General features: G+C 25.4%; 24 protein-coding genes. All 24 read right to left on the bottom strand.

Annotated elements, in window-relative coordinates:
- Window positions 1-67 precede the first annotated feature (67 nt).
- Window positions 68-1075 carry a LacI family DNA-binding transcriptional regulator gene (locus HW276_RS05750; protein ID WP_178937751.1) on the bottom strand — a complete coding sequence of 336 codons (1008 nt, stop codon included), beginning with the start codon at window positions 1073-1075 and terminating at the stop codon, window positions 68-70.
- A gap of 224 nt (window positions 1076-1299) precedes the next feature.
- Window positions 1300-2706, bottom strand: a complete 1407-nt coding sequence (lacG, locus tag HW276_RS05745) for a 6-phospho-beta-galactosidase (protein WP_147003567.1) — start codon at window positions 2704-2706, stop codon at window positions 1300-1302.
- A gap of 59 nt (window positions 2707-2765) precedes the next feature.
- Window positions 2766-4469, bottom strand: a complete 1704-nt coding sequence (locus HW276_RS05740) for a lactose-specific PTS transporter subunit EIIC (protein WP_178937750.1) — start codon at window positions 4467-4469, stop codon at window positions 2766-2768.
- A complete protein-coding gene (locus tag HW276_RS05735) occupies window positions 4469-4786 on the bottom strand; it encodes a PTS lactose/cellobiose transporter subunit IIA (RefSeq protein ID WP_146964330.1) in 318 nt (105 codons plus the stop codon). Before HW276_RS05735 ends, HW276_RS05740 begins: the two co-directional genes overlap by 1 nt.
- 140 nt (window positions 4787-4926) lie before the next feature.
- Window positions 4927-5904: a tagatose-bisphosphate aldolase gene (lacD, locus tag HW276_RS05730; protein WP_147003565.1), complete on the bottom strand. Its 978-nt coding sequence runs from the start codon at window positions 5902-5904 to the stop codon at window positions 4927-4929.
- 294 nt (window positions 5905-6198) lie between these two features.
- Entirely contained in the window at window positions 6199-7137 is a 939-nt protein-coding gene (locus HW276_RS05725) for a tagatose-6-phosphate kinase (protein WP_178937749.1), read from the bottom strand.
- A gap of 119 nt (window positions 7138-7256) precedes the next feature.
- Complete coding sequence (gene lacB, locus HW276_RS05720) at window positions 7257-7772, bottom strand: galactose-6-phosphate isomerase subunit LacB (protein WP_178937748.1); 516 nt, start codon at window positions 7770-7772, stop codon at window positions 7257-7259.
- 47 nt (window positions 7773-7819) lie between these two features.
- On the bottom strand, window positions 7820-8242 hold the full coding sequence (gene lacA / locus HW276_RS05715; RefSeq protein WP_178937747.1) for a galactose-6-phosphate isomerase subunit LacA: 423 nt from the start codon (window positions 8240-8242) through the stop codon (window positions 7820-7822).
- Between the two features lie 317 nt (window positions 8243-8559).
- The gene (locus HW276_RS05710) at window positions 8560-9318 is read right to left on the bottom strand and encodes a DeoR/GlpR family DNA-binding transcription regulator (RefSeq protein WP_147003561.1); all 759 of its coding nucleotides are present in this window, start codon (window positions 9316-9318) and stop codon (window positions 8560-8562) included.
- Window positions 9319-9482: 164 nt separating this feature from the next.
- Window positions 9483-9689 carry a hypothetical protein gene (locus HW276_RS05705; protein WP_178937746.1) on the bottom strand — a complete coding sequence of 69 codons (207 nt, stop codon included), beginning with the start codon at window positions 9687-9689 and terminating at the stop codon, window positions 9483-9485.
- On the bottom strand, window positions 9686-10330 hold the full coding sequence (locus tag HW276_RS11970) for a CRISPR-associated endonuclease Cas6 (protein ID WP_147003559.1): 645 nt from the start codon (window positions 10328-10330) through the stop codon (window positions 9686-9688). Before HW276_RS11970 ends, HW276_RS05705 begins: the two co-directional genes overlap by 4 nt.
- A gap of 63 nt (window positions 10331-10393) precedes the next feature.
- Window positions 10394-11134: a hypothetical protein gene (locus tag HW276_RS05695; protein ID WP_178937745.1), complete on the bottom strand. Its 741-nt coding sequence runs from the start codon at window positions 11132-11134 to the stop codon at window positions 10394-10396.
- Window positions 11134-12285: a type III-A CRISPR-associated RAMP protein Csm5 gene (gene csm5 / locus HW276_RS05690; RefSeq protein ID WP_178937744.1), complete on the bottom strand. Its 1152-nt coding sequence runs from the start codon at window positions 12283-12285 to the stop codon at window positions 11134-11136. The genes HW276_RS05695 and csm5 overlap by 1 nt, the downstream gene beginning before the upstream one ends.
- Window positions 12285-13349, bottom strand: coding sequence for a hypothetical protein (locus tag HW276_RS05685; protein ID WP_147003556.1), 1065 nt, complete (start codon window positions 13347-13349; stop codon window positions 12285-12287). The genes csm5 and HW276_RS05685 overlap by 1 nt, the downstream gene beginning before the upstream one ends.
- Before the next feature lie 3 nt (window positions 13350-13352).
- Complete coding sequence (csm3, locus tag HW276_RS05680; protein ID WP_178937743.1) at window positions 13353-14072, bottom strand: type III-A CRISPR-associated RAMP protein Csm3; 720 nt, start codon at window positions 14070-14072, stop codon at window positions 13353-13355.
- A 16-nt stretch (window positions 14073-14088) separates the two neighbouring features.
- A complete protein-coding gene (csm2, locus tag HW276_RS05675) occupies window positions 14089-14628 on the bottom strand; it encodes a type III-A CRISPR-associated protein Csm2 (RefSeq protein ID WP_178937742.1) in 540 nt (179 codons plus the stop codon).
- 12 nt (window positions 14629-14640) lie between these two features.
- Window positions 14641-17286: a type III-A CRISPR-associated protein Cas10/Csm1 gene (gene cas10 / locus HW276_RS05670; protein ID WP_178937741.1), complete on the bottom strand. Its 2646-nt coding sequence runs from the start codon at window positions 17284-17286 to the stop codon at window positions 14641-14643.
- A gap of 481 nt (window positions 17287-17767) precedes the next feature.
- Window positions 17768-18154 carry a CRISPR-associated protein Csx20 gene (gene csx20 / locus HW276_RS05665; protein WP_178937740.1) on the bottom strand — a complete coding sequence of 129 codons (387 nt, stop codon included), beginning with the start codon at window positions 18152-18154 and terminating at the stop codon, window positions 17768-17770.
- Window positions 18155-18812: 658 nt separating this feature from the next.
- Window positions 18813-19295, bottom strand: coding sequence for a hypothetical protein (locus tag HW276_RS05660; protein ID WP_178937739.1), 483 nt, complete (start codon window positions 19293-19295; stop codon window positions 18813-18815).
- A 23-nt stretch (window positions 19296-19318) separates the two neighbouring features.
- A complete protein-coding gene (locus HW276_RS05655; protein WP_178937738.1) occupies window positions 19319-20062 on the bottom strand; it encodes a hypothetical protein in 744 nt (247 codons plus the stop codon).
- Window positions 20063-20147: 85 nt separating this feature from the next.
- Window positions 20148-21431 (bottom strand): TIGR02221 family CRISPR-associated protein, encoded by a 1284-nt coding sequence (csx2, locus tag HW276_RS05650; RefSeq protein ID WP_178937737.1) that lies wholly within the window; start codon window positions 21429-21431, stop codon window positions 20148-20150.
- Window positions 21432-21467: 36 nt separating this feature from the next.
- On the bottom strand, window positions 21468-22802 hold the full coding sequence (csx2, locus tag HW276_RS05645; RefSeq protein ID WP_178937736.1) for a TIGR02221 family CRISPR-associated protein: 1335 nt from the start codon (window positions 22800-22802) through the stop codon (window positions 21468-21470).
- A gap of 359 nt (window positions 22803-23161) precedes the next feature.
- Window positions 23162-24166, bottom strand: a complete 1005-nt coding sequence (gene nrdF, locus HW276_RS05640; protein ID WP_147003548.1) for a class 1b ribonucleoside-diphosphate reductase subunit beta — start codon at window positions 24164-24166, stop codon at window positions 23162-23164.
- Window positions 24167-24313: 147 nt separating this feature from the next.
- On the bottom strand, window positions 24314-24625 hold the full coding sequence (locus HW276_RS05635; RefSeq protein WP_178937735.1) for a type II toxin-antitoxin system RelB/DinJ family antitoxin: 312 nt from the start codon (window positions 24623-24625) through the stop codon (window positions 24314-24316).
- Window positions 24626-24641: the final 16 nt, after the last annotated feature.

Here is a 24641-nt window from a genome sequence, read left to right as displayed (position 1 = left end):
AAAAATTTGATTACCTATTTATTAAGTATTAAATGTAAAAAACTATTTTCATTTTTTTATTTTTAATTTATATTTTTTGACAACTTTGCCTTTCTATTAATTCAATAGGTAAAAAAACTTTTTTGTGGTAATCTCTTTTTCCTTCTAATAATTCAACCAGAGAATTTACTGTTTCTTGAGCTATTAATTTTGTATCTATTTTTATAGTTGTCAAAGGCGGTGTATAATATTTTGATAATTTTAAATCGTTAAATCCTATTATTGACATATCTTCTGGAATTTTCAGCTTTTTTTCCCGAATTGCTCTATATGCTCCCATTGCAATCGAATCATTTCCACAAAAAACTGCTGTCGGCTTATCTTCCAATTTTAAAATTTCTTTCATCATAAGGTAGCCACTTTCCATCGAAAAATCGCCAATTTTAAGATATTCTTCTCTATACAGTCCATTTTTTATCATTATTTCCTTAAAATATCTTTCTCGAAAATCCACTAAATTTTCCACAACTTTATTCCTTCCTACTAGTAACCCTATTTTTTTATGTTTTAATTTAAACATATAATTTAAAACCATTTCAACTGAATTTCTTGTGTCAAATTTTATATAATCTGTGATATTATCCGTGTCATACACATCTACACAAATAATATTTTCATTTAAAGTTTTAAAAAATTTTAACTTTTCCTTATTTATTTCACCGACAAAAATAATTGCATCTGTAAAAGAAAAAATTGACATTTCATTGGATTTTATTAATTTTTGGATTTCATATAAATTAAAAATCCTTATTCTAGAAAAAATTTTTTTTAATTTGTTTTCTAAATTTATTTTTAAAGAGACAAAATAAGGATCTTCTTTTTCAATTTTTTCATCAAAACATTTTATTATTGCAATATTTGACTGTGAAATTTTATTTTTCTTTCTTTTTTTTACATAATTTAGCTGTTTTACAGTTTTTAAAACTTTTTCTTTTGTACTTTTACTCACATAAAAACTATCGTCGTTATTTAATATTCTGGAAACTGTCGTTATTGAAACTCCTGCTTTTTTTGCAACTTCTCTGATCGTAGCCATTTTATCCTCCTTTCTATTAATTTAAAAATTTTTATAATATTTTATTTTTTTATTTTATCAAGATTTTTTGAATAAAAATACACCAAAAGTAAGAACTTTTTAAAAATTATAATAGAAATAAACTTATAATGAATATATTGTATAATAAAAAAAGCAAAAAATCATTTATTCAATCAAAAATTTTTACTGCAAATGGGGATAACCCAAACTATCCCCAAATTTTATTATTCAATTTCTTTTGTTTTTGCCACTTTTTTATACCAATATGCACTTTTTTTAGGATAACGTTTTTGTGTTTCAAAGTCAACATAGAATAGTCCATATCTCTTTTCATATCCATTTGACCAAGAAAATACATCCATTAATGACCATAAGAAATATCCTTTTACGTTAGCTCCATCTCTTATGGCGTCTGAAATTACTTCTAGATGTTGTTTTATATAGTCAATTCTAGCATCATCATAAACTGTATTATCTTCAAAAACATCTTTATATCCTAAACCATTTTCAGTAATATAGATTTTTTTATAGTTTGGATAATCTCTTTTAACTCTAAAAATTTGATCATAAAGACCTTTTGGATAAATTATCCAATCCCAGTCAGTTCTAGGAATACTTTCGTTAGCTCTTCTTTGTCCTATACCTTTTAATTGATATTTAGAGCTTCCTTTATTTCCAGTGGCATTATGAATAATTTCATTTTCACCATCATATTCAGTCATCCAATCACTCATATAATAATTTATTCCAAGGAAATCATTTAAGTCTTTTGCTGCTTTCAATTCTTCAAAATCTTCTTCTCTTAAATCTAATTTTCCACCATTAACTTTTAAAATATGATTTACACCTTCCATTGTTTCTTTTGAATATTCACCTTTAAAAGTAGCATCTAAAATAAATTTATTATGAATGATGTCATCCAATTCAGCGGCTCTAACATCTCCAGGATTATTTGGATCATAAGGATATTTTGTTGGCAAAGCACAAACCATTCCTATTTCTCCGTGATAGCCATTTTTCTTAAATAAATTAACTGCTTTTGCATGTGCTAAAACCATATTGTGATGTGATTGAAATAATTTTTCAAAATCATATTTTATTCCTGGAGGGAATTTCCCAACAAGATATTGTCCTTCTCCAATAGGTCCTATTTCATTAAATGTTGTCCAGTAATTTACTTCAGTAAATTCTTCAAAACAAAATTTAGCATAATTCAAAAAATGTTCTATATTTTCACGATTTAAAAAGTCTCCATTTGAATGTAAAACTTCTGGTGTATCAAAATGATGAAGCGTTATAAAAGGTTCAACTTTTCTTTTTTTACATTCAGCAAATAATTTATGGTAAAATTCTACTCCTTTAGGATTTACTTCTCCATATCCATTTGGAAAGATTCTAGACCATGCAATTGAAATTCTTATTCCATTTATTCCAAATTCTTCACAAAGTTTCAAATCTACTGGATATTGATTGTAAAAATCACTTGCTGGCTCAGCTGTATACCAATAATTTTCTTCCAAAAAAGTATCCCAAGCCACACGACCTTTACCATCTGTTTTTGTTGCACCTTCAGCTTGATATGCTGCTGTTGCTCCACCAAAAATAAAATCTTCTGGTAATCTTTTTGACATAATTAAACCTCCATAATTATATAAAACTACTACTATTACTTAGTATTAAAATACATTAATTAATCTTGAAATTGTTTTTGTACAAAATCTAATGCACCTTTACCATCACGAGTCAATTTAATATACTGAGCTCCTTCAGTTTTAGCTAATTTAATTCCTAATTTATCAGTTTCTGCTTTCATATCTTCAAAATTTGATGCAACTTGTGGTGCAAGAATAACTAAATCAAATTCAGGAAGTATTTCACGATGTGCACCATATCCACCTGCTGCAGCTTTAACAGGAACATTAAATTCTTTTGCTGCTTTATTTAAAGCGTTAGCTAGAAGTCCACTTGTTCCTCCACCGGCACACAATACAAGTACATTTGTTTCTTTTGTTATATTATTTTTAACAGCTTCAGTTTTTTCAACACCAGCTTTTTTAAGAATATTATCTGCTTTTTCAGTATTAAAGTTAGCAGCTACTTTATCTTTTAATTCGTTATTTGTAGTTCCTAGACGTTCTTCTTCAAGAATTTGCTTATCGTATACTTTTATGAATGGATAATAAATAATAAAGTCCACAACTATTAAAAGTGCTGCTAAAATAAATGATAATACTTGAAGATTTGTCCCCAAGATTATTCCCAACGGTCCTGGAGTTGTCCATGGAAGGTTAGCAGTAAAGCTGTTCATTCCAAACACATCTATAAATATTTTAAAAATCCAAACATTTACTATTGGTGCAAAGATAAATGGTATAAAGAATACTGGATTTAATACAATTGGAGCACCAAATAAAAGTGGTTCATTTACACCAAAGAATGTAGGTACTACAGAAGCACGTCCAATAGCTTTATTTCTCTTAGATTTACAAATCCACATAAACATAAATGGCACTATTAAAGTTGCTCCAGTTCCTCCCATTGTAACTATAAACATTTGTGTTCCTGAAGTTAAGATTTTATCCGCATGTTGTCCAGCTCTCATAAGATTTAAGTTTGCATCTATATTAGCATAAGTAACAACTGCAATAGCTGGTTCTACAATTGAAGGTCCATGAATTCCAACAAACCAGAAGAACGCAAAAGCTCCAAAAATAATAGTAATTCCTACATATCCATCGGCTGCTGAGAATAAAGGTCCAAAAAGTTTACCTACTGCTTCTGCAACTCCTGTACCAATAAAATGTCGTACAAGAATATCAAGAATATAAAGCGATACAACTGATAAAGTAAATGGTATTACATCTTTAAAAACTTGTGAAATATTAGGCGGAACTTCTGAAGGCATTTTAATAGTTACTTCATTTTTTATACAAATTTTATAAATTGTTACAGTTACAAATGATGCTAAAAATGCAGTTAAAAGTCCTTTAGTCCCCAAGAATCCAGTTGCAACTCCAGTTTTAGTTGGATCTGCTGCTAATAACAACAAACCAACCATTGAAGCTAAAAGCGTAGAAATATAGTTAACTTGATTAGTTGCTGGCATAGAACGGTTCACAGAATCTGTTAACGATTTAGCTGTTGTTCCAGCTACTAAAAATGCTAAGATACCCATAGAATAACTATATGGTTTCATTAATAAAGCTTCTATACTTTTTGGCCAAAAAAATCCAAAAGCATTTGGAACATAAGCAATTAAGATAAAAATACTAGAAAACAATATAACTGGCATACCAGCTATAAAACCATCACGAATTGCTCTTAAATATATATTCCGAGATAATTTTTCAAAAAAAGGCTTCCCTTTTTCTATAAATTCAATCAGTTTTTCCATTACTTTGCTCCTCTTTTATATAATTCTATTAAATGTTTCATTAATTCTTTCAGTAATATTGTTGTCATTAAATGGTCTTGTCCATGAACCATAATGAAACTTATTTCCAAATTTTCTCCAGCTGCTTCTTTACCTAAAATATCTGTTTGTGCATTATGTGCACCAACTAAGCATTCTTCAGCTTCTTTTACTAAGTTTTCTGCTTCTTCAAATTCTCCATTTTGAGCTTTATTTAATGCAATCATTAATTTAGATCTTGCATCTCCTGCGTAAGCTACTATTTCAAATCCAACCATTGTTACATCTTCTTTAGTCATAGTGATTTTCTCCTTTTCAATTATTATTTGGTTATTTATACGTATTTGCAAAATACAATTGTTTTTATTTGTAACAAGGGGTAGACTCCCCTTGCTAATACTACTGTTTAATTTTTTTATTACATATAATTTATATTATTTTATTTTTCTTTCCAAGATGTAGCAGTTTTTGCAACTACTTCATTTAATTCTTCAATATTTTTTCTTCCAACTGTATTTAACCAGTTTACTGTAGCTTCTTCTCCGTCTTTTGCAAATACTTCTACTCCGTTTGCCCAAGTTGCTCTTCCACATAATACTCCATTAAATTTAGCTCCTGAATCATGAGCGAATTTCAATGTATCTTGGAATAATTTTGCACTAACTCCAGCACTTAAATAAATGTATGGCAAGTTTGTTGCTTCATCTTGTTGTTTGAAATAGCTTGCTGCTTCTTCTTTAGTATAAACAACTTCTCCATCAGCAAATCCTTCAACATATTTCATATTTACAGGAACTTCTACTTTCAATACATCTACATTATATCTTGGTTTAGAGAATTCTTTCATTGCTTCGATAACTTTTCTTGGTTTCAATTTTGCAAATTCTGCTGTGCTGTTGTCAGCATCTTTGTAGTTATAGCTTAAAATTTCTAAGAAGAATGGAATATCTTCAGCTACGCATTCAGCTCCAACTCTTTCCATGTATGCTCTTTTTTGATTGTTGATTTCATCACTTTCATCTACGTCATAGTATAATAAGAATTTTACAGCATCTGCTCCTTCTTCTTTTAATCTTTTTGCAGACCAGTCAACAAGGCAATCTGGCAATCTTCCAACTGCATTTGCATCATATCCAGTTTTTTCATAAGCTAATAACAATCCTGCATTTTTATCTCTAGCTTTTGCTGCATCCAATCCATATTCAGGATCTAACAAGATTGAAGAAGAGTATTTTGTTAAATGTTTTGAAACTAATACTTTAAATTCTTTTATTTGTTCAGCTGTTGCTTCTGAAGCTTGGTGTTTATTCAACATTTTTTTCAAAGCTCCTCTTTGGTCAATTGCTAAAGCTGATATAAATCCATTTTCATCACTTAAATTTTCTAAATATTTTCTTTTTTGATCTGTTAATTTCATCCTTATTTCCTCCTAAAAACATTATTATCTTTATCAATTTCTGATTTATTTTGTACTTAACTTTATTTAAATTATATAAAATAAAATATAGTCATAATAAAATTTAATTTATTTTACAGCATTCAAAATCAATTTTAAAACTATTAGCTTGATTATGAAAAAATCCAAGCATATCCACCTATTCTGAAAGTTGGAAATGATTTTTAATATACTGTATTTAGCTATTATTAAAAATCTAGATATAAATTTCAAATTTTATTCTTACACTATATAAACTTCTTTAATAAATCTTTCTTACAAATTAACTACTTCAATTTTTCCAAACAATTCTTCATATCTTTCTAAATTTACAAATCCTGTTAATTTTTCCATTGCATTTAGCATTCCAAGAACGTTTGCTTTTCTTAATAAATCTTCATCATTTGCATTTTCATGAATTGCTGATGTTATTCCTGCAACTGTTGAATCTCCTGAACCTACAGGATTTACGACTTCTATTTTAGGAACATTCACTTTATAAAATTTATCATTGTGTTTTGCAAATGCTCCATCTGCTCCAAGTGAAACAATTATCCACTCAATATTTTCAAATAATTTATCTTTTAAAACTTCTTTCAATTCATCTGGATTTTTAGACACATCTTTTCCAATTAATTGTGACAATTCTTCTGTATTAGGTTTTATCACTTTTGGTTTGTGCTCATTTTCCAAAACTTCTACTAATGCTTTTCCTGAACAGTCTAAAACAACTGGTTTCCCATATTTTTCACAGATTCCAATCATTTTTGAATAATAATCAGTTTCCAATCCATCTGGTAAACTTCCTGAAATAGCGATAATTTTAGTATTTTCGTTTTTTACTAATTCTTCGAAGTGCTTTAAAAAATTTTCACTTTCAGATTTTGTTATAGTTGGCCCTTTTTCTAAAATTTCAGTTTGATTCCCTTCATGCAAAATTGCAATACAGTTTCTAGTTTCCCCTGAAATTTCAAAAAAATCATTTTTAATTCCTGTTTGTAATAATTTTTCTTTAATATCAGTTCCTAAAGCTCCACCTATAAGTCCAGTTGCAACAACTTTGTCATTTAATTGTTTTAATACTCTTGTAACATTTAAGCCTTTTCCACCAGGGGTTTTGCTAACTTTAGTCACTCTATTTACAGTATCTAAATTAAATTCTTCCAAAGGATATGAAATGTCAACAGAGGGATTCATTGTTACTGTTAAAATCATTTTAACTAACTCCTTTCTTTAAAATCGAACTTAAGAAAGAAAAGAATATAAACAGGTTAAATTTTAAGTTCGATTTTAAATTTCATTATATAATCAAAAAATTTAAAAATTAAATTTTTCTAGTCTTTGTATTCTCCTCTGTCCCATTTTGCTAAAAATTCATCAAAAAAGTCATCTTTTTCTTGATTAGGATTTACAGTTTCTATTGCTTTAATTTTTGCAATTAATTTTTCACTTTCTTCTGTCTTTTTATATTCTGCTTTTATAAAAGCTTCTACAATATCAAATAATAATAATTTTCCTGTTATTGCACCACCAAATCCAATTACATTTGCATTCAAATGTTCTTTTGCATAAAGTGCTGAAGTCATATCTCTTACTAGAGCTGAACGGATTCCTGGAACTTTATTTACACTATTATTAATTCCAACTCCTGTTCCACAAATACAAACACCTAAGTCAGCTTTTCCATTTACTACAGCTTCTCCAACTCTTCTACCATAAATTGGATAATGTGTTCTTGTAAAATCATAAGTTCCACAATCTAAAACTTCATAACCTTTTGATTTCAAAAAATCCGATAATGCCATTTTCACATCGGTTACTATGTGATCACATCCAATTGCAATTTTCATATTTTTTCCCATCCTTCATCATTTTTTTAATTTTTAAACTAAATAAACTAACACATTTTATTTAACATATCTACTCTAATTTGATGTCTTCCACCGTCATAAGGAGCATTTAAAAAATCTTTTACGATATTTTTAGCAAGTCCTTTTCCAACAATTTCAGAACCTATTGTAATAATTCTAGAGTTGTTATGTCTTCTAGTCATATATGCTGATCTTTCATCAGAAACTTCTGCTGCTATCATTCCTTTTATTTTTGTAGCAACCATAAAACTTCCTGCACCATATGCATCAAACACAATTCCTAAATTATCATCATCTGATAAAACTTCTTTTGCTACTGCACAAGTTGTATCTACAAAATCTTTATCTTCAGATTTATCAATTACATCATACCCATTTTCCAAAAGATAATTTTTGATATAATCTTTTAAACTTTTGCCGTCCGTATCAGCACCTAATATTACTTTCATCACGGTCATCTCCTTTATTTTAATATTCTTTTTACTTTTTCTATTAAGAGTATACCTCAAAAAAAACAAAAATCAATACTTTTTGTTTGTATTTCAAACATAAAATTGTTTGTTTGTTTAGTAAACAAAATTTTTAATATATAATTTTTTATGCTATTTATATAATTTTAGTTGTAGTAAACAAAAATTTAATTTATATTTAAACGAAGAAAAATTTTTAACTTAACTTGACAATTTAAATTTAAAATTTGACAAAAAAAAAGTACCTCCGAACTTTTAAGTTCTTTGGTACAATTAATATTTATTTAAAATTTTAGTTAAATAATTAAATTTACATATTTTTCAATTTTAGTTAATGTCTCTTTTTCCGTATTATTTATTACAATTCCTGTTAGTTTATCTAACGTATAAAAATTTATAAAATCCACCTTTTCAAATTTTGAATCATCCACAAGTAAATATTTTTCATCAGAATTATTTAAAACGATTTCCTGTGTATAACTTTCTTCAAATGTAGAAGTCATAACATCATTTTCCTTTATTGCATTACAGCTAAAAAACGTCTTATTAAAATTTATATTTTTTAATGTCATATTTGCTATTTCTCCCACAAATGACCTCGTTATTTTTCTAAATTCTCCTCCAACAAGAAAAGCATTAAAAGTTTCACTTTTCTTTTCAGACAATATTTCAAAAATAGGTAAACAATTTGTCAAAACTCTAAGTGATTTAAAACTGATTTCTTTTGCCAACAATTCAACTGTTGTTCCAGGACCTAAAAAAATTGTATCTCCCTCTTCTATTAATTTCACTGCCTTTAATGCTATTTCTCTCTTTTTTTCTATATTTAAGACATATTTATCCTCATGCGACAGCTCCTTATACTGAAATGTATTTTTACTTTTAGCCCCACCATGTATTCTTTTCAATATCCCTAATTCTTCGAGTTCAGTAAAATCCCGCCTCACTGTCATATCTGAAACATTTAAACTTGTAACTATTTCTGAAACTCTCACCGTCCCTTTTTCCTCAATTATTTTTGTTATCGCCTCTAATCGTTTATTCTTATTTAACATCTGAAAGCACCTTCTTTTTTTGATTATCATTATTTAAAATATAAAAAACTTCCCTATTAATATTTTATCAAACTTCTTCAAATTTTTAAAGCACTAAATCTTTAAATTGCAACAAATGTATAAATATTCTAAACTTTTTTATTTCTCTATTTTTTTAAAATTATTTAATTATTAAAAACGCAAATATAATTATAGTCTACTAGATTTTCAGTTTCTGTCTTATACGGTGTTCGTTCTAAAAGTTTTAATAAAAATTTTCTTTTTCCCTCAGATATTTTCTTCTCTTTTATTAAAGTTTCATCTTTTGAAAATCCTAAAATTCCTAAAAATAAAAAAATCAAAATTAATTTATTCATATATATTCCTTTCATGATTTTATAAAAGTTCCAAATCCAATACTTTTCCTTTTCCCAATTGAGAAATAATCTGGAAATTTCAAATTTACAGAGAAACTTCCTATAAATGCTATCATATTTACATTTTTTAAATCTCTTGATGTTATTTCCAAATTTTGAGATACATAAATTTTATTTTCTCTGTCAAGCCAAATTCCCAATCCTTTTAAAACTTCTAATATATTATTCGTAATAGCTTGTTCCAATGTATATTCTCTTTTCAAGTATTTTGCATAATTTTTTTCATTTAATGGCAAATAAGGCGTCACAAATCTATACTCGTACATTTTATCACCTGTATATTTTATCTCTTCATCGCATATTTCCAGCTCTTTCTGAATATCAAAAATAAAATTTCCATCAATATTTAAATAATCAACTTCCTCAAAAAGTTTTTTATTTATTTCAATAACCTCTTCACCAATTCCCATCACAGAAAGTGTATTCATAATCAATTTATACTGTAACTTAGGATATGAATAATTATATCCATCTGATAAATGATTATGAAATAATACATTTTCTTTATATTTATCTGCCAAAAAGCCTCTTAATTTTTCTAGATCTCTCATTGAGTGTTTTTCGTTTCTTTTGAATTTTAATATTGAGTATTTCACTAGTAGAACTCCTTAAATTTTATTCATATTTATTTAAAAAATTTTATTTAATAATTATAAAACTCAAAGTTTTATAATTATTTGTCCAAATCCGTAATTAGAAAATTTCCCTATTCCATAAAATTTAGCAAATATAAATATCGCATAAATTAAATTTTTATATTGTTCTTCTATTATTTTAATTTCAATCTCTCCTAAATAAGAATTTTTAATTTTTTTATTTCTTTTTATTTCTTTTATATAATATTTCTCTTTTTTAACAAGAAAATTTTTTCTATTATTTATCCAATTAAAATTCTCGTTGCAGTATTCAGAAAAGTTTTTTAAAATTTCACAAAAGATTTTATCAAATTCAAATATAAATTTATTACTTTTTTCCTCAATTACAGGTGTCACAATTTTTATTTTCAAGTTACTTGTCAGTTCATCAAAATCCTTTTTCAATATTTCTTCTAAATTATAGTATCCAGTCCAAATTTTATCATTTGAAATTATGCCCTTTATTTTAAACTCATTTTCACCAATAAAAATAATTTCTTTATTTAAAGCTTTTCTAAATAATTTTTGAATGACCGAAGAAAAATATTCTGTTTTTTTTATTGTTATCATTATTTTATAGTTTTTTTCTTTATCAACTATAAAAACATTTTCAAAAAAATATCCAAAAAAAGATGATACTCTAAAATCATTTATACCCATTTTAGGAAATATTTTATTAAAAGCTTCATGTATTTTTATGCTGCAATCAGCTTCTGTAATAATAGTATTTTTAACAGGGGATAATGCAACTAAAAAACTATTCATTAAATATCTACCTCTTCTACTTTTATTAAGACCCATCCCATAGGATAATTATTTTCATCTAAAATTGTTCTTGAATTTTCACTGGGATTTGTTGTTAGCAAGTTTATAGTTTTATCATTAAATCCTGTATATTTCCCTATTCTAACTAAACTTATATTCTTATTCTTAAAACTATTAAATATTTTTTTTAAAAATTCATAAAAACTTCTTAGATTGTAGCTGTCTTTTTCCCTTTCTTTTTCAATTTCAAAGTTTAATATATTTTCCATTTTATCATCTAAAGAATCCAACAATTTTTTTATCCCTAAATTTTTTTTGTAATCCATCATCGAATTATCTTTTAAAGAATACTCTGTTAAAATAATATTAAAGTTTATTCCTTTTTCAAAATTCACTTTTTTAGTTTTTTTTATTTCATTGTATGTTCCATTTAAAACTTCACAAAATAAATTTCCTTCTTTTATTTGAAGAACATTTACAGAAAATTTTTCCAACTCAATTTCTTCTGTATCAAAAATTTTAACTGTTTTGAAAGGATCTTTTTTAGGCTCTAAGCCTAGTTTTTCTCCTTTTTTATTTCCATATCTGTCTTCTTTTTCAGCCAATAAAACCTCTGATTCCATTATCTTAGCTTCTTTATCAATCTCTTTTCGATTATAGACTCTTTTCCCATTTTTTATTTCATAGCTACTTTTTATTTCATATTTTTTCTCATTTTCTAAAAAATCACTGTATATAAAAGCTGTTCTTAACGCTCCTTTTATTGAACTTCCTGGAATATATTTTTTATTATTATATCCGATAAATTCAGAAATACTTAGCTGACTATTTTCTTGACTTTTATCATCTAACTTCTCTTTATAATACTTTTCAAAATCAGAAGATACTTTTTCTTTATAAATATATCCCCATTTTTCCTTATAATTATTATATATCCAACTTCTTATATTAAAAAAATTATTTTCTTGAAGTATTTTATAAAAATTTTCTTTTTCAGAATCATTCATCTTATCAAAAACTTCTGACATATCAATTCTATACATATATTTATCTTTAACTGTATATTCATATGCCTCTATATCTTTTCCACTTCCAATATAAATATCTGTCAATGGAATTAATTTCACATTGTATTTTTTTGCTACATTCATTAGTCATCAACTCCCACAATAAAAGGAATAAGACACTGAATACTTTTCTCATCATCTTTTTTCAGATTTTTCAATACTCTCCCTTTAACTGAATCAGGATTCCCTTTAAAATAAGAACCCTCTGTATAGCAAATAAAATAATCTTTAAAAGGATTTTCTGTCATATATGCTTTAGGTTTTTTAGTAAGAAGTTTAGAATTTATAACTTCTATATTATCCTTTTTATTTGGAATATAGTTAGAAAGAACTACAAAACTATTCTTAGCTTTTCTTTCACTAAATACTTTTTCTGGTTCCATTTTAATGATTTCAAATTGTCCTTTACCTGTACTCGCACTTTTTCCATATCCATTAAAAGATATATATTTTAATCCTTGTTCAAATTTTTTCATATTAAAATTATCTCTTATTTTTACAAAAATTTCTATTTCTGTTTCTTCAAAAAATCTAATTTCATTTTGTTCAAATAATCTTATATCATTTTCTTCTTCACTAATAATTCCAAGTCTGTTTATTTGATTTCGTATTCTTCCTTCTATCTTAAAAAATTTATTTTCTTTATTTATTTTCTTATTTTCATCTGTTGTTCCATTTAACATTTCTTCCAAAAAATTTTCATTAATTCTTGAATTACGAGGATTTTTTCTTTTTTCTAATGTAGAAAAATCCCTTTTTCCTTCTAAAACCTCCAAATATATTTGTTCTAATTTTTTACCATTTAAAAGTTCTTCAAATACACTTCTGCTAATATATTTTTTCTTTTTCATAGCTTTATAAAATTCTATTCTTTTTCTATCAAATTTTTTTAATTTAGTATTATCTATTTCATTTAAAAATTCTTCACTCAATTCTCCAAAAATAGGATAATTTCCATTAATTATAGGATTCGAAAAAATAAAAGGTGGATTATAATTTTTTGTTTCTTCTATAATATTTTCAATAAATTTTTCTCCTTCTATCATTTTCAAGGCCCAGATCATTGATCCAAATAAAGTATCCGACTGAATAGGTGTTATAAATGAACTTTTTGGTTTTAATTTTATTTTCCAAGTACTATAACCCATCTTCTAATCTCCTAATTTTATATCATTTAAATTTAAATTTTCTTCTTTTTGTTGTTCATCAAATAAATTTTTTATTTTTAAATTTTCAAATTTTATTTGTCCACTTCCTCTTGAAACTGCTCCTCCAAGCCCTTCTATTTCAACTAATTTTAATCCATCTTTTATTATTTTTTCTATTTCATCTTTTTTATCTATATTTAAAACTTTAAAATTAATTTCCATATCAAAAATTAGATTTCTTGGGACTCTCTCTAAATTTCTTGGATTAGCACTTGAATCAAGTCTATTTATACTATTCTCTATTTTTAATTCTGTATCCGTTCCCGTTCTCTCTTTCATTCTCTTTACTTCTTTTTCTGAATCCTCACTCAAAAATATATCTTTTACTGTTATTCTTGTAGGACCTTTTCTACCATTTCCACCTGCCGTTCCACCAAATACATTTAAAAGTGTATCACCTTCACTATCTTTTGATAAATTTTTTCCATCATATACCTTTCCATCGCTAGTCACTTTTCCAGTATACCATTCCAATAAATATCTCATTTTCCCTTTTAAACTACTTCCTGGTATATAAGGATTTTCTGTTGCTATATCTCTTACAATAGGATTATCATTTCCTCCAATTTCTATAACACCTTCATCTCCACCGATATGTAATCCTGTTTCTAATTTTATTTGTCCACTTATTTTATATATTCCCATTAATTTATATTCTGACATTTTTTATTCTCCTTTTCTATCTATTATTTACCCCACCAAGTCCATACATATATCCTAATACTGTTTCAAAAAATACTAAAAAATCTTTATAACTTTGTATTGTATTTTCTTTAATGACAATGTCAATATTTTTTTCCATAAATTCAGAAAATTCATTTGTTATTTTCTTTCCACCTTTTTTATACTCTAATTTTGATTTTAATATCAATAACTCTATATGTAATTTATCTACATTTTTCTCATTTTCATCTATATATTTTTGCTTTAATTTTTTTAATTCATTAAAAAATGCTCTTAACTGACTATTTGTTATTTTCATATTTTCTGCTATATTTTTAGCTTCTATCGATACAAGCTCTTTTCTTAATACATTTTTTGATTTGTCTCGATAACCTTTTTCTAATATTTCTTTCATTATTTCTGTCACTTTAAATTTTGGACTATTCCAATTATTATTTTGTATATTTTTACCATTCCGATTTCGACTATTACTACCTCTTCTTTCTGAATTATTTTCTTTCTTAAAATCACTAAAAGATATTTTACTATTTCCCATATTCTTCACCTGCTACTTTCTATTCAAATAAATTATATAGTTTAAAACTATTCTCATATATTTTGTTAAAAAATTACCTTGCTTATTGTCTATTTCTTCCATAAATTTATTTCTTAATTCTTTAATTATTTCAACTTTTTCTTCCTTATCTTTAATTATTTTTACTATTTTATTTTTTTCTTCATTATCTCTTACTTTTTCAAGTTTTTTTCTATTTTTTTCAATCTCAGATTCAAGTTCCTTCAATTTTGGCAATATATTTCTACCATAGTCATATTCAAATTTTGAAATATATGTTAATAAATTAAAATCTATATTTTTCCCAGCTTTACTATTTTTATCAATTCCTGACAAAGATTTATATAACTTTTCGGCCATTTCTGTATAATTTAAACACCTATATAAAAATGTTTGTGTAATCATTTCTCCTTCTTCTTTATTTCCATATATTTTTTGTAGTCTTTCAGCAAACTCAAATATTTTTTCAAATTCATCCCATTTAAATGATTTATCAAATAAAGTAAGAGCATTTTTATCTTTGTCAATTTCTTTAGATTTTTCTTCAAGTTCTCCAGCTTCATTAATTCCATTTATTATTTTTAATTTTGGGTGTGAAATAGCTATTCCACCAGATAAAGTTATTTCTTCGTTTTCTGTCACAAACTTTTCAAAATTATTTTTTATAAAATATGATACAAAGATAATTTTATCCCAAGGACCTATTATGACTAAATCATCTCCTCCAGAATAAAGAACATATATTTCACTCAGGTCTATTTCTTTCTTAATCTTGTTGCCTAAATAGATTTCTACTTTTCCTTTTTCAAAAATTGAATTCATCCAATACGAAAAAAAGTATTCCATATTTCTGCTTAAAGTAGAAATTCTTGAGATAGAACGATAATCTTTTTTTTCATCAGTTTCTTCTAATTTCTCCAATTCTTCATCCGAAAGATTCTTTTTTTTCTTAAGTCCTATACTGAATATCATTCCTAAATTGTCTACATCTGCTTTATAAACTGCTATTTTTTTATTTCCCGTTGCTGTACTAGAAATATCTTCAAAACTTTTCAATGAATTTTTATTTTCTTCTAAAGGAGCATAGTTACTAATAAATCTTAATATTGTGGGATAATTTTCAACTATTTCAATATTATTGAGAGATATTACTAAATCTATTTTCTCGTTTTTTCCTGAAATATCAATATCTTTCTTTGATTTAAAAAACTGAATAGACATATTTTCAATCACTTCAAAAGTTTTTTTATTATCTGCTTTATGATTGTATCTTATACCTATAAATTTAGCTTTTGGAATTTTCCCTCCCATTTCCTTAAATTTTTCATTTAATCTATCTAGAGCAGTTGTTCCATCGCTTCTATATCTTACATCAAAAATTGGATTTTCTTTTATTTGATTAAAGAATCTTTTATCTTTTTGCCAATTTAATTTTCTATTTCCCTTTTCAAGAATTTTAGTAAAATTTCTAGCTATTTCATTACCATTTGATTCAATAGTTACAATATTTACAAAAAGCTGCCCAAAAAATTCTTTATACAAATAATCATTCAATTTTTCTTTTATTTCCTCTACTTTTTTCGTCGAATCGTCCGTATTTTGAAGTAAAATATAAAACTTTCCACCAGCAGTTAAAATAATATTTGTTAAATTTAACTCAAATTCTTTTATTAAATGTAATGCTATGGCATCGCTTATCATTTTTACAAAAAAAGATTTTCCTCTCAATGTTTTAGCAGCACCTTCTGATTTTATACCATCATAAATAAAATTCTGAATCCCACTAACATCTCCAACTAAAACTGTAAATTGCTTAATTTCTTTTCTAGGCTGATTCCCATTTTCTAATATGTTATTTTCTTTATGATATTTATAAGAAGCCAATGCTAATGCTGAAGTGCTTTTTAAATGATCAAACAACGAGATATCCGATATTTTTGTTTGTGTGTCCGATGCTATACACCACATATATTTTTCCATTAATAAATATAATTGTGAAAAAAATACATCATAGTTACTACTATTTATATTTTTTATTTCATCAAAAAAATTACATATATGTTTATACAATTCTTCTTCATTATTTCCTCTAAAATTATTCGCATCTATTCCTGTTGCAAGTCGTTGACAAAAAATAGATTCATAACTAAGGGAATTTAATTTATATGCAAAATATGATGAATCATTTTTGTTTTCATCATTTTTTAAAGAAATTGTTTCAAATATTGGATTTAAAGGTTTTCTTCTCCAATGAGTGTCCTCTCTTTGATCTTTTTCAATGGACTCTTCTCTTCTTTCAAAAGCAGAATAATTATCTGCTCTTGCTACTATATTTCCAATTCTTTGTAATTTTTTATCTTCAATATCCTTAACTGAAAGCTTAACTTCATTAAATTCTTTGCTTTCGTGATGTTTTAAAACAAGGTCCTTCAAATTTTCTAACAATTCAGAACTTTCTATTATTCTATTTTCTTCTAAAAAACATATAAATTCTTTTGACAACACAGGATGCTTAAATGTTCTATATTCTTTATTTTTTATATTTTTTACATAACTTGATGATCTATTTGTAAACTTTCCAAAATCATGTAACAGTCCAGCCAAGGAAACAACTTGTTCCATATTTTCTAACTTAAACATCACTCCTCCTTTTTTATATTTAACATTGTTATATATATCCATCTAATTTTATTTTTATTACTATATTTATACCACATTTCTTAAGAAATAACAATTTTTCACTAAATTTTTTTAACAAAAATCTAATTAAATTAATAAAAATTATCATGAGTTCTATTTTATTTTAAAATTTGTTGCATTTTATTATACAATCTATCTTTACTAATACATTACTTTTACTTAACTACAAACTTATTTTACTATACTTTTTGATTTTTCAAAGTTTTTTTGAATTTTATATAAAGGTAAATCATAAAGGCACTTTTATAAAACATATTATTTTATAGTAAAACTACCTTAAAATTAAACTTAAAAGTTATGACTATTTTACTTAAACCCTAGTTTTATATAATTTTTAATAGTTCTATTTTAAATGGGTTCGAGCACATTTTGGTAATTATCATTTTTTTCATATCATATTACTTTAAATATTTTGTATATTTTATTCATATTTAATAAATTTTACGTGTTTGAAATAACTAATTTTTTTTACAGTTTCCCCCTCTTTTATTTCTTCAACATTTCTTTCAGTGTAACTGTATACAGGAATTAATTCTTTTTCTATTGACCATTTCACAAGATTGTAAGTATATCCCCAATTGCCTTGTATTAAAATTATATCTCCTTTGCCAAAATTTTCTTTAACAAATTCTTTTATTTTTTTTAAATTTTCTTTATAATCTTTTTTTATTGAAACATTTGACCACATATTTTGTAGTTCTTCTGGCAAATGCTCAATCTCTTTTACTCCATATTCTTCAACTAGTTCTTTTTCTTGATTTTCTGTTAATTGATGCGAAAATACTAATAATGCTTTTTTATTTTTCATTCCCTATCTTTTTCCTTTCATTTTCGTAAAAATCAATTTTTTTTCGTAATCCTCATATATTATAATTAATACATAAATCATAAAGGAAGTACTTCGTTATGCTTGCCACTCTTATCGTTACTTTAGTTATTAATGCTTTAAATGATTAATCTAATTTCGTAAGTCAACTGTTCGTTTCGTAATCTTTACCGTATATAATTAATACATAATCACAAAGGAGGTGATAAATATGAATCCTATTATTATCAATGCTGCTGCTACTATTGTTGCTACTTTAATCATCAAGGCTATAAATGATAATTAATTTCATACTGCCTTATTTTTCTTATTATAGTTATAAAGGAGGTGCTTATTTATGAACTCAATTATTATCAGTGCTATTGTCACTATTATTACTACTCTAGTTACTGATGCTTTAAATGATCTTTAATTCTTATATCTTTACTGTTTATATTTTTAGGAGGTATTCTTATGATTACTAATATTCGTGATATTCTTCTTATTGATATTATTCCTATGGTTACTAATTAATTTTTTCACGTCTAACCAGCGGTTATTCCGCTGGTTTTTTTATTACCATTGAAATTTTTTTGAAATAAATATACTGTAATTTGCTTTTTGTGAATTTAATAGTATGAAATCTTCTCCTGTAAGATTGTTATTTTTCATTTTTCAACTCTTTTTCAAAATCAAAATCAATAACATCTTCATCTCCATATATATAGTTTGTTATTTCATCTAAATTATTAAATTCTTCTTCCATTCCATCAGCTTTAATTTCATCATTTATTTTTTTGACTACTTCATTTAAATAAATTTTATTTCTTTTTCCTGATAAGAAATATCCTTTCGCCATTAAATAATAATAATATTTATCCTTATCAAATTCAAAATATTCTTCTTCAAACTTTTTAAAATCTTTTTCTTTTATACCAAAAACTTTATCATTAAACCTAAACCACTCAATCTCTCTTTTTTCAAAATCTTCATAATCTTCATATAAAATTAAAAATAATAAAAAACATATAACTTTCTTTAACTTATTTTGCGTTTCTTTTTCATAAAATCTCTCATAATTAAAAATTTTTTTCAATATTCTTTCCAGCTTGTCATAAAAACTATAACTGTCCTCATCCAGCATTCTATCAAGATCAAAAATTTTACTTATTTCACTATAAAAAATGCCATATCATCTCTTCCTGTTATCTTATAAAACTTCGCTACATTATGATAATCCATTTTTTCTATTGCTTCATTAATCATTGTGTATATGCTCAAATGCTCTTTTATAGGCTCTTTCATAAAATTTAAAGTCATAGTCGGGTATAAATGTATATTCCCATTAGCTCTCTTTATTCCCCCATCATTTACAATATATTTTGAAATTTGCTTTTCATTCCAATTAATGGCTCTAATTTGTCTTTCCGATGAAATTCTATACATTGCTGTGGATAATGTTTTCATTCCCAATGTAGTGTCAAAAATAGTATCTAATTTCGATATCTTACCTGAATAAATCAATTTTTTTATTTCCTTATAACTTTCTTCGACAGTATTTCCAACTATCTGAATACCAAATGATTTTATATTTCTCCCTTTCATCTCTTCTGAAATTTTATTAAAACTTTCTATAGTTTCTTTAGTATACAAAAAATATATTTTTTTTATATTTTTAAATATCCTTAAATCCTTTTCAAACGACATCTCAGAAAAAATATCTTTCTTTTGCGAATAACTTACAGCTGATACAATTTTTGTAATTCCAAAATTATCAAGATCAGCTTCTCTTGCAAATTTTTCTCCCTGTTCTTGAATTATATTTTTATAATCTCTTTCCAATAATAATTTCTCTTCAAATGTCATTTTATTATTTTCATAAAAATACAATTTTAAAACTAAGTCCAACAATTCATTATTTTTCCATAACTTTCATCAACCATATTTAAAATTTCATTTTTTATATTATCAAGCATTAGTTCCATATTTATATTTCCTATTCTGCATCAAAAACAATTTCTTTTATTTTTTTGAAATTTTTTTCTAGTGTATTTCTAAATGTTAAACTATCTATTTTAGATCTTGGTTCTCCATTTTCTTTATTATCCTTCAGATTAAATCCACCATGATTTATATCATTTCTAATATTTTTTATATTACCATAAAGAGATTTTAGTTTTTGAAAATCTATTTTTCTTTCATTTAGTTTTTTTACTATATTTTGCATTTTTTTAATATCTCCTGAATATTCTTTTATATTTTCAAGACCTATAAAATTTGAAAATTCTTCCCTTTTATTTTTATTTGTGTAATCAATATTCACTTTATCTAATAAGAATGTTATTAATCCTTCCTGTAACATCGTAATTCCCTGTTGAAATAGTTTTTTTTCAATACACCATTCTACAGCATAAAAAACATTATTTACATTTTTAATTTTAAAATTATGAATATCTTTTTCTATCTTATCAATAACTAAAGTAAATGGAGGATACAAATCTTTCTTCATTTTTTCCATTTCTTTTCTAATATTTTTTATTTTCTTACCTTCTACTATGTTAATTCCCCTATTTGTATATATATCTAATGCTATGTCTTCTAATTTTTTTGAAACATTTCCAAAATTAAGTTTATCCATATCTACATCTTTTGATTTAGATTTGAATTCTTTCTTTGCTAAAGCTGAAAAATGTTCTGCCATTCCAGTTTTTACAAAAGAATATCCTGACAAAGACCAATCTTGTAATTTTGAAAAGCTAGTAAAATCCATAATTGGACTTACTTCTATTTCGTTATCATTATCATCTTTTGCCATATATTTCATTTCAAAAGCACCATAACATAGTTTTTTCACTTTTATATTTTTTAAAAATTTTGCATGTTGTAAAAGTAAAAGTCCCAGCATAGGTAAAAATCTATAACTATGTGTTACATCAAAAGTCACTTCATCGTTTTCTTCTAAAACATCATAAATTTTCTGAAAAATAGCCCATATTTCTTCCTCATCTTTTCCTTTTACAATTTCAATACTTTTGTATTTATAATTTTTTTCTTTTTCTAATTCATTAAATCTTTTTTTTAAAACTTCCTCTGTGCAAAAAATATATTTTTCATCAAAATTATTTTCCTCAATTTCAACTACTGCATTTTGTACATATTTCACATTTTTACTAATTTTATTTTTGTCTTTATCAATATAACTGCTCTCTCTATAACCTATTTCAGGATTTCCTAACCCTAAAAAACTTAAAAATACTCTTCTCGATTTTCCTTTTTCCATTTCGTATCCTCTCCTTATACAATAATTTTAATATTCTTATTTTTCTAAAAGTCTATTTGAATATTTATTTTCATAATAGTTAATAAATTTTTTATCATACATTACAGTTTTCAAAAATTCTATAGAATCTTTTAGATATTTTATATCATTATTTACTTGAATTCTTTTGCCTAAAGAATGTGAAATATCATTTCTTATTTCTTGAGATTTAAATAAAATTCTACACAGTCTATGTTCTTTTTTTTCTAATTCATTTTTATGTCTTATACTGTTTAATTTTCTTTGAGAATAATAAAAATAATCCTTTATTTTCAAACCTATGCTTTTTTCACAATTATTTAATCCAAATATATCAATCACAAAATTTCTTATACTTTCATTTATATTAATTGCAACCATAGCATATTTTTTTTGATTAAAATACCAGTTACCTAGTTCTAAAAGTATCTCATAATCTTTTTCTAATTTTTTAAAATGTTTTAAAAAATTCTCAACTACATTTGGTATTATTAATTTCCCTGGACCTTCTAACATATTTATTTGATCACGTAATTTACCTAAAGATTGTATATTTTGTTTTATAGTTCCAACATAATTTAAATTCAGTCCATCAGAAAAATCTTTTATACTATTCTTAACTTCCTTATCTTCCATTATTTCTAATAAACCATAACTATTTCCATAATTTTTAAATTCATTTGCTCCCTTTATCCATTTCATCAAATCATAAAAAGCCTTCAAATCAACTATAGGTGCTCTTTTTTTAGGTCTATTATTTTCTCTAGGAATATCTCTACCTGCTTCAAACATACCATATGTAATTTTTACAATATTTATTTTTTTATCAAGAACATCAGTTATGTAATTCATAATTAAAAACATCCACATAGCACTTGAACGAAATGAATGAGTTATATCAATGTAAACTTCATCTCCATCACTCAACATTTCACCAATTTGCATTATTAAATTAAAATTTTCAAAAATTTCATTTTCATTAATCCCAAATTTCGTTACTATTGCCTTAACTCTCCCTTCAAACTTTTTATTAAATTTTTCTATATTAATTTTTGAAACATCTGAATCTTTAGTTGTATTTATAATTGTATTTTCCAATTCATCTATGTAATCTTCATCTTCTAAACTTAATTCACCTGTTGAATAATGTAAATATAGTTCATCCCACATTGAACCAACTGTACCAATATATATTGTTTTATCTGTTTTATAATGCTCCTCTAGTACCGAAGTAATAAATGTTCTATCTTTATATAAATTATTTTCATTATCAATATAATAATCCGCTAAATTATATCCCTTGCCTTTTTCTTTCTTTCCTCCGCCAATTCCCGCTATCAGTATCTTCGCCATCTTTATTTTTCTCCTTTTCTTTTAATATCAGTCTTATTCTTTTCTTATATCAACTATTATATTGATATTTATTTTTAATTTATTTGTACTTTATCTAAGGATAACCTAAAAAACTTTCAAAGTCAATAGTAATCCGCAATTTTAACTTTTTATCATTTTCCCTATTTTCAAATAATAAAAAAATAACCACTGTATTTTACAATGATTATTAATATTTTTTATTCTTTATTTTAATAGATAAACTACTTTAACTTCTACAAACACCATATTTTTCTCTTTTTTCAAAATTTTTTATTAAATATTTTTCAAAAAAATGGAAGCCCCTAATCAAAACTTCCATTTTCACTCATTTTTTAAATTTAAATCAATTCATCTGCATCTTCATCATCAAATTTAAAATCATCATCATGCAAATGAACAACTTCCAAGGCTTTTTCATAATTTGTAGATTTTTTAGAGAAAAAATCATGCTGAGTTGTTTCCACGTTTAATCCATTTAGCACAATTGGATTTACATTTTTTACTTCAAATTCTTCTTCAAATCCTAAATTCATAAGGGCCTTATTTGCATTGTAACGAATATACTCTTTTACATCTCCTGTAAGTCCAACATCTCCATACACTTCATCAGTATATCTGCTTTCATTTTCATATAATTCATAAAGCAACGTATTCAACTCGTTTCTTATTCCTTCTTTAGTTTCCTCATCAAAAGAATTATATAATTCTTGAAATAGCAATCCAACAAATACTCCATGAATCGATTCATCTGCAATAATTTTTTTAATGATATCACAACTTGCAACCATTTCTCCTTGTCCTGCAAGCCAAAGTGGTAAAAAGAATCCACTATAGAATAAGTAAGTTTCTAAATAAACTGAAGCTGCCAAAGCCATTGCGATATCTCGTCTTGAAGCCTCAGGATTATTCATCTTTTGATAATATCCATCAATTTTTTTAGCTTTGTATTGTAAATGAGGATTTTCTTGAACCCATTTAAAAGTTTCATTTATCTCTCTAGTCGATGCTACAGTTGTAAATATTGTCGAATAAGATTTCGCATGAATCGACTCCATCATACACATATAAGAAAGTACTGATCTATTTTGCAATGAATCAATATGGTCAATAATTTTAGGCATCCCAGTATGACTTTGCAACGTATCAAGCATTGTAAGCCCTCCAAGTGCATGTAAATAAGCCAATTTCATTTCAGGTTTCAATGCATTCCAGCTATCAATATCCCTCGAAGGAACATACTCCGTATCAATCCAAAATTGTCTTATATTTTGCTCCCAAAAAGTTTCCACATAATCATTTTCAGGGGTATTCCAGTTTACTGCTTCGTATATTTTCTTTTCCATTTTTTATTTTTCCTTTCTTGATAAGTTTGTTTTATCAATTTGCATTCTCAATTAACCCTCATATTTTATTTAAGATTTAAAATAATTCACTATGACTACCTGATGCTAATAAAATCAATATTAATTTATCTTCGACTATCTCATAGATTAATATTTATACTTCTCTTTTTTATCTTTCATAGTCTTCTCCCAAGATATTTTTAAATATTTCTTCTGGACTATTATAGGAATTATAATTTGAAGGATTTTTTTAATTTGTCTCGCTTCTTCAAATGCTTGAGCTAACTCTGAGTTTTCAAGTAGAGAGTTTATGTAAAATGGTATTCCTTTTTCTCTTATAGCCTGTTTCAAAAATATATTAATTACCGTACTTAAATTTAATCCTAAATCTTTAAATAGTTTTTGTGCTTCTTTTTTAGTTTCTTCATCTATCTTTATACTTGTATTAACCATTGCCATAAAATATCACTTCCTT

This window comes from Leptotrichia sp. oral taxon 417, assembly GCF_013394865.1.
Taxonomy (GTDB): domain Bacteria; phylum Fusobacteriota; class Fusobacteriia; order Fusobacteriales; family Leptotrichiaceae; genus Leptotrichia; species Leptotrichia wadei_A.
Note: the sequence above shows the minus strand (reverse complement) of the source record. Positions and strands in the feature narration are given on the sequence as shown.